Annotated in this window: 6 protein-coding genes; 4 read left to right on the top strand and 2 right to left on the bottom strand. The window is 65.9% G+C overall.

Annotation, left to right across the window (positions count from 1 at the left end; genetic code table 11):
- Positions 1-341 precede the first annotated feature (341 nt).
- Positions 342-2,150: an IlvD/Edd family dehydratase gene (locus A3840_RS00860; RefSeq protein WP_067450465.1), complete on the bottom strand. Its 1,809-nt coding sequence runs from the start codon at positions 2,148-2,150 to the stop codon at positions 342-344.
- Between the two features lie 288 nt (positions 2,151-2,438).
- Here A3840_RS00860 and A3840_RS00855 point away from each other — a divergent pair, with 288 nt between their 5' ends.
- Genes A3840_RS00855 through A3840_RS00840 form a run of 4 tightly spaced genes read left to right on the top strand, consistent with a single transcriptional unit; the run spans position 2,439 to position 6,818 of the window.
- On the top strand, positions 2,439-3,356 hold the full coding sequence (locus tag A3840_RS00855) for a 2-dehydro-3-deoxygalactonokinase (protein WP_067450462.1): 918 nt from the start codon (positions 2,439-2,441) through the stop codon (positions 3,354-3,356).
- Between the two features lie 12 nt (positions 3,357-3,368).
- Positions 3,369-3,980 carry a 2-dehydro-3-deoxy-6-phosphogalactonate aldolase gene (locus A3840_RS00850; RefSeq protein ID WP_067450458.1) on the top strand — a complete coding sequence of 204 codons (612 nt, stop codon included), beginning with the start codon at positions 3,369-3,371 and terminating at the stop codon, positions 3,978-3,980.
- Positions 3,981-3,985: 5 nt separating this feature from the next.
- Positions 3,986-4,852 carry an SMP-30/gluconolactonase/LRE family protein gene (locus A3840_RS00845; protein ID WP_067450456.1) on the top strand — a complete coding sequence of 289 codons (867 nt, stop codon included), beginning with the start codon at positions 3,986-3,988 and terminating at the stop codon, positions 4,850-4,852.
- Positions 4,853-4,862: 10 nt separating this feature from the next.
- Positions 4,863-6,818: a beta-galactosidase gene (locus A3840_RS00840; RefSeq protein ID WP_067450453.1), complete on the top strand. Its 1,956-nt coding sequence runs from the start codon at positions 4,863-4,865 to the stop codon at positions 6,816-6,818.
- Here A3840_RS00840 and A3840_RS00835 read toward each other — a convergent pair.
- Positions 6,787-8,910 carry a ComEC/Rec2 family competence protein gene (locus A3840_RS00835; RefSeq protein WP_131798200.1) on the bottom strand — a complete coding sequence of 708 codons (2,124 nt, stop codon included), beginning with the start codon at positions 8,908-8,910 and terminating at the stop codon, positions 6,787-6,789. The genes A3840_RS00840 and A3840_RS00835 overlap by 32 nt on opposite strands.
- Positions 8,911-8,928: the final 18 nt, after the last annotated feature.

Below are 8,928 nucleotides of genomic sequence, written 5' to 3'. Positions count from 1 at the left end.
CCGGCACCGAGGCGAAGCTCGCCCCATGCCGCAGCCTTCCAGGCGGCGGCACACCCATTCGGTCCAGTGGATCGAATGGAAACGAGAAGACCATGAGAGCTACGCTCGAATGGCAGTCTCGATCCAGCCGAAACCGCAAGCCAGGTGGCCGGGCGGCGCTTCTTCACGTCCACATCCGGACCTCTCATTAGACCGCATCCTGAGCCTGCCGCAGGGCGAGGTCGCGGCAGGCAGATTTCAGCGTTCCCACCCCTTGGTTCGACTGGCGCACCGTGATCTGCGCCAACAAAAAGCCGGCCCCGAGCGATCGGGACCGGCCGGAAAGCCTGATCGAAAACCGATCAGTGATTGTCGCGCGGCACGCCTTCGGTCTGGGCGATGCGCTGGTACTTGACCGCCGGCCGCAACACGGCGCCGCTGCCAAGCTGATCGACCAGGCCGCGCTGGATTTCCTGCCAGGGCGTCTGGTGGCGGGGGAACTTGTAGCCGCCCTCTTCCTCCAGCACCCGGCGGCGCTGTTCGATTTCGGCGTCGGAGATGAGGATATTGGCCTCGCCCTTATTGAGGTCGATGCGCACCCTGTCGCCGGTCTTGAGAATGGCCAGGTTGCCGCCGGCCGCCGCTTCGGGCGAGGCATTGAGGATCGAGGGCGAACCGGAGGTGCCCGATTGCCGGCCGTCACCTATACAGGCCAGCGAATGCACACCCTTCTTGATGAGGTAATCGGGCGGCCGCATGTTGACCACTTCCGCCGCGCCCGGATAGCCGATCGGCCCGGCCCCGCGCATGAACAGTAGCGTATGCTCGTCGATCTCCAGCGAAGGATCGTCGATCCGGTGGTGATAATCCTCGGGACCGTCGAACACCACGGCCTTGCCTTCGAACATGCCGGGATGGGCCGGATCGCCGAGATAGCGGTCGCGGAATTCCTGGCTGATCACGCTCGTCTTCATGATCGCGTTGTCGAAGAGATTGCCGCGCAGCACCAGGAACCCGGCCTCGGCCTTGAGCGGATTGTCGAAGGGACGGATGACCTTGTCGTCCTCGATGCCGGTATCCCGGCAATTCTCGCCGATGGTCCTGCCGTTGACCGTGGGGGCGTCCTCGTGGATCAGGCCCTGCTTCATCAGCTCGTTGACCACCGCCGGCACGCCGCCCGCATGGTAATAATCCTCGCCGAGATATTCGCCGGCCGGCTGCAGGTTGACCAGGAGCGGCACCTTGTGGCCGTGCTGCTGCCATTCGTCGATACCAAGGTCGATGCCGATATGGCGGGCAATGGCATTGATATGGATCGGCGCATTGGTCGAGCCGCCAATGGCCGAATTGACCACGATGGCGTTGAGGAAATTCTCCTTGGTCAGGATGTCGGAGGGCTTCAGGTCCTCCTTGACCATGTCGACGATGCGCTTGCCGGTGCGCCAGGCCATTTCCTGGCGGTCGCGATAGGGCGCGGGAATGGCGGCCGAGCCGGGCAATTGCATGCCCAAAGCCTCGGCCAGCGAGTTCATCGTCGAGGCCGTGCCCATGGTGTTGCAATAGCCGGTGGAGGGCGCCGAGGAGGCGACCAGCTCGATGAATTTGGGATAGTCGATCTCGCCGGCGGCCAGCATTTGCCGCGCCTTCCAGACGATGGTGCCCGAGCCGGTCCGCTCGCCCTTGTGCCAGCCATTGAGCATGGGGCCGACCGAGAGCGCGATGGCGGGGATATTGACCGTCGCCGCGCCCATCAGCATGGCGGGCGTGGTCTTGTCGCAGCCGATGGTCAGCACCACGCCGTCGAGCGGATAGCCGTAAAGCACTTCCACGAGGCCCAGATAGGCCAGGTTGCGGTCGAGGCCCGCCGTGGGACGCTTGCCCGTCTCCTGGATCGGGTGCACGGGAAATTCGATGGCGATGCCGCCGGCCTCGCGAATGCCCTCGCGGACGCGCTCGGCGAGCACCATGTGGTGACGGTTGCAGGGGCTGAGATCGGAACCGGTCTGGGCAATGCCGATGATCGGCTTGCCCGATTGCAGCTCCTCGCGCGAGACGCCGTAGTTCATGTAGCGCTCGAGATAGAGCGCGGTCATGTCCGGGTTGTCGGGATTGTCGAACCAGGCGCGCGATCTTAGCTTGCGGCCGCCCGTGCCGCCATTGTCTGCACTCATTATCTCTATCCTAATTTGTCCGCCGCGCGGACTCGGAGGCCTTGTCGAAAACCGTTCTAGCACGCCAGATCGCGCTGTGAATGGCTCCGGACGAAAAAATCATACAATTCCATCGCCGCGCGGTCGATGGTAGAAATCTGCCTTGACGATTGCCCGACCTTACCAATCCGGCAGCCTGATTTCCGCCATTGCGCTAAGCAGGCGATGGCGCGGGATTGGACTGGCCAGCGCGGGTCGCCGTGGATAGGGTCGCGCAGCGCAAGGGCCGGTGAAGGAAGAGGACAGGATTTGACGCAGTCTGTGGCTTGGGTCGCGGTGGATTGGGGCACGTCCAATCTGCGCGCATGGAGCATCGGGGTGGATGGCGCCATCGTCAGCGCCGCGCAATCGGAAAAGGGCATGGGCAAATTGGCCCAGTCCGAGTTCGCCGGCGCCCTGGCCGAAATCGCGATGGAATTGTCCTTGCCGGCCGGGCCGCTGGACGTGCTGGTCTGCGGTATGGCCGGCGCCCGCCAGGGCTGGCTGGAAGCGCCCTATCTCGAAGCGCCCACCGATCTGCGCGCCCTGGCGCGGGGCGCCGTCAGGCCGGCCGTGCCGGACAGCCTGCTCCGTGTCGCCATCCTGCCCGGCATCTGCCAGCGGCAGGGCGGCGAGAACGTCATGCGCGGCGAGGAAACGCAATTGCTGGGCCTGGCGTCGCTCCTGCCCGATTATTCGGGCCTGGTCTGCATGCCCGGCACCCATTCCAAATGGGCCCAGCTCGAGGGTACCCGCATCGAGAACTTCACCACCGCCATGACCGGCGAGATGTTCGATCTGCTCAAGACCCATTCGGTGCTACGCCATTCTCTCAACGGCCCGCTCGAAGGGCCGCAGCGCCAGGCCGGTTTCCAGGCCGGGGCCGCGGATGGGCTGGAAAACCCGGCCGACCTGCTCGGCCAATTGTTCCGCGTCCGCGCCGGAACCCTGCTGTCCGGCCGCGAGCCCGACTGGAGCGCCGGCTATCTTTCGGGCCTCCTGATCGGAACCGAAATCGCCGCCAATCGTAACCGCATCGGTACCGATCCGGTGCCGCTCATCGGATCGGCCGGGCTCTGCGCGCTCTATGCGCAGGTGCTCGACATGGCCGGCGCCAGCGGGCGTCCGGTCGATGCCACCGAAGTCGTGCTTGCCGGGCTCAAGGCCGCGCGCAGCCAAATCGCCTGAGGATCGCACTTCATGAATCATCGCCACATCATCGCCATTCTGCGCGGCATCCGCACCGACGAGGCCGTGCCGGTCTGCACCGCCCTCGTCGAGGCGGGAATCACGCTGATCGAAGTGCCGCTCAATTCGCCCAATGCGGTGGGCAGCATCGAGGCGGCGGCCAAGGCCCTGGGCAACCGGGCCGAGATCGGCGCCGGCACAGTGCTGACGCCGGAAGACGTGCGGGCGGTGGCCGGAGCCGGTGGCACCTTCATCGTCTCGCCGGATACCAATGCGGCGGTGATCGCCGAAACGGTGCGGCTGGGGCTGAAATCCTATCCCGGCGTCTTCTCGCCCAGTGATGCCTTCGCCGCCATCCGCGCAGGCGCCACGGGGCTCAAGTTCTTCCCGGCAGAAGTGCTGGGGGCCAAGGGCATCAAGGCAATGAAAGCGGTGCTGCCGCCCGCCCTGCCCCTCTATGCCGTCGGCGGCGCCAATCCCGATAATTTCGGCGACTTCTTCGCCGCCGGCTGCTCGGGATTCGGCCTGGGCACCTACCTCTTCAAGCCCGACATGAGCGCCGAGGACGTTGCCGCCCGGGCGGCCCTGGCCGTCGCGGCCTATGACAAAGGAAACCAAGGATGACCGCTATGGCCAAGCTGCTCGTCGATAGCCAATGCGCCTTGGGCGAGGGGCCGTTCTGGCATGACGGGCGCCAGCAGATCTTCTGGTTCGACATCAACAACCGGACGCTGTTCGCCGCCAATGCCGAGGGCGCGCCTGAGGGAGAATGGCACTTCGACGAGATCGTCGCCGCCGCAGCGATCGTCGACAATGACAGTCTGGCGCTCGCCACCGAAACGGCCCTCAAGCGCTTCGACCTGGCCTCGGGAGACAGCGAACACCTCATCGATATCGAGCGCGACGTTCCGGCCAACCGCACCAATGACAGCCGGGTGCATCCCTCCGGCGCGTTCTGGATCGGCACCATGGTCAAGGACGAAGGCCCCAAGGAGGGCAGTGTCTACCATTACCGCGCCGGCGCCCTGAACCGGATCATTTCCAACGCGGCGATTCCCAACGCCACCTGCTTCTCGCCCGATGGCACCATCGCCTATTGGACCGACACGCCGACCAGGAAAATCCTCAAATGCCGGACCGATCCGGAGACCGGCATGCCCGTGGGCGAGTGGACAATTTTCGCCGACGTGTCCGGCCATCCGGGCTATCCGGACGGCGCGGTCATCGATAGCGAGGGCTTCCTGTGGAATGCGCGCTGGGGTGGCAATTGCGTCATCCGCTACGCGCCGGACGGCACCATCGACCGGATTGTCGATGTGCCGGTCAGCCAGGTCACCTGCCCCGCCTTCGGCGGCAAGGATTTCAAGCGCCTGTTCATCACCAGCGCCAACAAGACCATGTCGCCCGAGCAGATCGCGGCGGAAAAGGTCGCGGGCGGGCTGTTCTATATCGACCTGGACGTCGCCGGCCTGCCGGAAGCCAGAATTCAACTTTGAGATCCGATCCATGAACCCGATGCTGGGCGTCTGCTATTATCCCGAACACTGGCCCGAGGACTGGTGGGAGACCGACGCCCGGCGAATGGCCGAGCTCGGCATCAAAATGGTGCGGATCGGCGAGTTCGCCTGGTCGCGGTTGGAGCCGACGCCGGGCAATCTGCAGCTTGACTGGATGATCCGCGCCATGGACGTTCTGGGCCGCCATGGGCTCAAGGTCATCGTCGGCACGCCCACCGCCACGCCGCCACGCTGGATGATCGACAAGCATCCCGACATGCTGGCCGTGGACAGGGACGGGCGGCGGAAAGGCTTCGGGTCGCGCCGCCACTACGACTTCTCCCATCTCGGCTATCGCGAGGAAGCGGCGCGGATCACCCGCATCCTGGCCGAGGCGCTGAGTGGCCATCCGGCGCTGGCCGGCTGGCAGACCGACAACGAATATGGCTGCCACGGCACGACCTATTCCTATTCCGCCGCTGCCCGCGACGGCTTCCGGGCCTGGCTGCGGCAGCGCTACGGAACGATCGAGGCGCTGAACCAGGCCTGGGGCACTGTCTTCTGGTCGATGGAATATAACGGATTCGAACAGATCGAGCTGCCGAACCTGCTGGTCTGCGAGGCGGCTCCCGCGCATGAGCTCGATTTCCGGCGCTATTCCTCCGACCAGGTCGCCGCCTTCAACAGGGCGCAGTACGACATCCTCAAGGCCCGCCGCCCGGATCTGCCGGTCATCCACAATTTCATGAGCCGCTATGCCGAATTCGATCATTTCGACGTCGGCGAAACGCTCGATATCGCGTCCTGGGATTCCTACCCGATCGGCCATCTGGCGACCAGCAACGAGCCGGACGAGATCAAGCGGCACTATATGCGCCAGGGCGATCCGGATAATGCCGCCTTCCATCACGATCTCTATCGCGCGGTGGGGCATGGCCGCTGGTGGGTCATGGAGCAGCAGCCCGGCCCGGTGAATTGGGGCCAGTCCAATCCCGATCCCCTGCCAGGCATGACACGGCTCTGGGCCTGGGAGGCCTTCGCCCATGGCGCGGAAGTCGTCTCCTATTTCCGCTGGCGCCAGGCGCCCTTCGCCCAGGAACAGATGCATGCCGGCCTGCTTCGGCCCGACAGCGAACCGGCTCCGGCCTATCACGAGGCCGGCCAGGTGGCGCGGGAACTGGCTGAAACCGGCATTGCCGGCGTCGCGGGCCAGGGCCGCATCGCCATCGTCTACGACTACCAGAGCGAATGGGCTTGGGAAATCCAGCCGCAGGCGGCCGGCTTCCGGCATGGCGATCATGTGCGGGCGCTCTATTCGGCCTTCCGCAAGCATGGCCTGGATGTCGACGTGCTGCCGCCCTCCACGTCCAGCCTTGCGGGCTATGATATCGTCGCCATCCCCGCTTTACTGGCCTGGACCGACGCCTTGCGCGAAGCGGTCGCGAGCTTCGACGGCCATCTGCTGGTCGGCCCGCGCTCCGGTTCGAAGACGCAGAATTTCGCCATTCCGGCGAGGCTCGGTCCCGATCTGCCGCAGAACCTGCTCGATGCCCGCGTCATGCGGGTCGACAGCCTGCCCGACGGCGTCGAAATCGCGGTGAAGGGCGGCGGCGCAGCGCGGCTCTGGCGCGAAAAGACCGAAGGCGGCGCCGAAGTGGTGATGGAGGATGTTGAAGGGGTGCCGGTGCTGCTCTCTCAGGGCAAGCTCTTCTATCTCACGGCCAGCGGCGACCGGGCGCTGATCCAGCGCGTGGCCGATTACCTCATCGCCGAGGCCGATACGCCCATCCTCACCCTGCCCGCCGGCGTTCGCTGCCGCACGCGCGGTGGCTTCCGCATCTATGTGAACTATTCCTCCGGGCCGCAAACCATCGTCCCGGCAGAGGACGAGAAAGGCTATGTCCTGGGCGGCACGGAATTGCCGGCCGCCGGTGTCAGCGTGGCGAAACTCGCCACGGCCGGTTGAAATTGACCATGGCCGGGCGGATATCGAAGTGCCCGGCCCCTTCGTTCCAATGCAGCCAGTGCACGCCGCCCCGGGCGAGCTGGTCCTGGCCGATAACGGCGCCGGTGCAGGAATTGGGCGGGCGGATGCGGGCGATCAGCAGGTCGTGGCGGCCGCAATCTTCAGCAAAGGCCGCTGCATTGCGGATAATGGCGAGGGAATAATCGGCGGTGCGCACGATGCAGCCGAGGCCGTCGCAGATCGTGCCGGAATGGGTGCCGCCGATTTCGGTCTGGTAGTGCCGGCTCCAGACATTGACCGCGAAGCTGCCGGTCCTGCCGCTGGCCAACGCCATGCCCTCGCCGTCACGGACCGCGACCGCCTGGGTGGTATCGGAAATGAGGATATCGGGGCGCGGTTCGAGGCCGAAGACCAGGATGGCCGGCAATAGGGCCACCGGCGCCAGCAGACGCCAGCGGGTTTCGAGGAAACCGAACCAGGCCAGGGCGGCCAGGCCTCCCAACAGCGTCCAACCGGACAACAACGGGTTACCGGTCAGGCCCTCGCTCCAGCCGGCCACCAGCTCGGCGACCCAAAGCATGCCATCGATGCCCCAGCCCATGAGCTGGAAACACAGGCCATCCAGCCCGAACGGCATGAGCAGCATGGCGGCGACGCCCGCCCACATGATCAGTCCGACAAAGGGCAGCGCCATGACATTGCCGAGCACGCTGAGCGGCGCGGTCTGCTGGAAGTGGTAGGCAGAGAACAACAGGGTCGCCAGCCCGGCGATGAAGCTGGTCCAGGCCGTCGCCGCCACCAGCCGCCAGAGCCGTTCCAGTCTGGTATTGGCGGCTTCGAAGGGTCGCGGCATTTCATAAATGCCGATCAGCCCGATGACGGCGGCAAAGGAGAGCTGGAAGCTGGGCCGGAACACGCTGGCCGGATCAATGACGATGATCAGGATGGCCGCGATCGCCACATTGCGCATGGTCAGCGCCCGCCTTCCGGCCAGAACCGCCCCGAAGATCAGCGCCAGCATCAGCGTGGAGCGGAAGGCGGGAACATTGTCCACCCCGCCGGCCAGCAGCAGGTAGAGAAAGGCGGCGACGATGCCGATCAGGGCAGCGATCTGCTTGACGGGCCAGGCCACGAGCGCCGGCATCGAGGCCAGCAGCAGCCGCACCAGCCAATAAATGCCGCCGGCGACGATGGACAGATGCAGGCCCGAGATCGAATAGACATGGGCCAGGCCGGAAGCGGCCATGACGTCGCGGGTCTCATCGGAAATGTCACTCTGATCCCCCATGACCATGGATTTGCCGATGGCGGCGCCCGGCCCGTCCAGGGCGAGGTCGATACGCGCCGCAATATGGCTGCGCAGCCCCTGGATCTGCCGGGCGAAATCGGTGGCGCTCCCCTCGGCGATGCGCTCGATGGCGCCCGTGGCCGAGCCATAGGCGCCGACGCCGATGAAATAGGAATGGAACTGCCCGTCATGGGAGCCCGGCAGGACCGGTCCCGGCACCGGCGCCAGCCGCAGGGGCGCGCGCAGCCGATCGCCGGGCCGCAATTCCGGCTCGGCCGGCAGAGAAAGCCGTGCGCGCTTGATCGCCACCGGCCGGGCGCCATCCATCGGCTCGAACTGCGAAACGATGATCCGGCGCGTGCTGTCATCGGCCGACAGCACCTCGTCCACATGCGCTTCGTAGAGCCCATAGGTCGGAAAGGCGAGCATGGGCGTGCCGAACAGGGCCGCATGGATCGGCAGAAGGCAGAAGCCGAACCAGAGCGCGGCGGCCTGCACGAAGAAGCGTATGCCGGGCAGCGATTGCCGGGCGGCGGCAACGGCCAACAGCATGACCGCCAAGGCCGTGCCGCCTGCGAGCACCAGCGTTCCAGGCTCGTCGGGCAGCAGGGCGTAAAGCGTCAGGCCCAGGATCAGGCTGAAGGGCAAAAGCACGAAGAGTCGCCGATTGGCCGCGGCGCCGGGGAAGGACGCAGCGAAGTCCTCGGAGAGCATGCGCAGGCGCGACGGCTCGGCGCTGCGCGGCGGCCATTGCCGTCGCGCCGCTAAATCGTTCCCTGCCCGCCACGCCTCCTGCCCGGCCACCTTGCGCCCCCGCCCTTG

The organism is Devosia elaeis (assembly GCF_001650025.1).
Classification (GTDB): domain Bacteria; phylum Pseudomonadota; class Alphaproteobacteria; order Rhizobiales; family Devosiaceae; genus Devosia; species Devosia elaeis.
Note: the sequence above shows the minus strand (reverse complement) of the source record. Positions and strands in the feature narration are given on the sequence as shown.

Coding starts and splice junctions, on each gene's coding strand:
- A3840_RS00860 (WP_067450465.1), bottom strand. CDS start 2,150: ATGAGTGCAGACAATGGCGGCACGGGCGGCCGCAAGCTAAGATCGCGC.
- A3840_RS00850 (WP_067450458.1), top strand. CDS start 3,369: ATGAATCATCGCCACATCATCGCCATTCTGCGCGGCATCCGCACCGAC.
- A3840_RS00845 (WP_067450456.1), top strand. CDS start 3,986: ATGGCCAAGCTGCTCGTCGATAGCCAATGCGCCTTGGGCGAGGGGCCG.
- A3840_RS00840 (WP_067450453.1), top strand. CDS start 4,863: ATGAACCCGATGCTGGGCGTCTGCTATTATCCCGAACACTGGCCCGAG.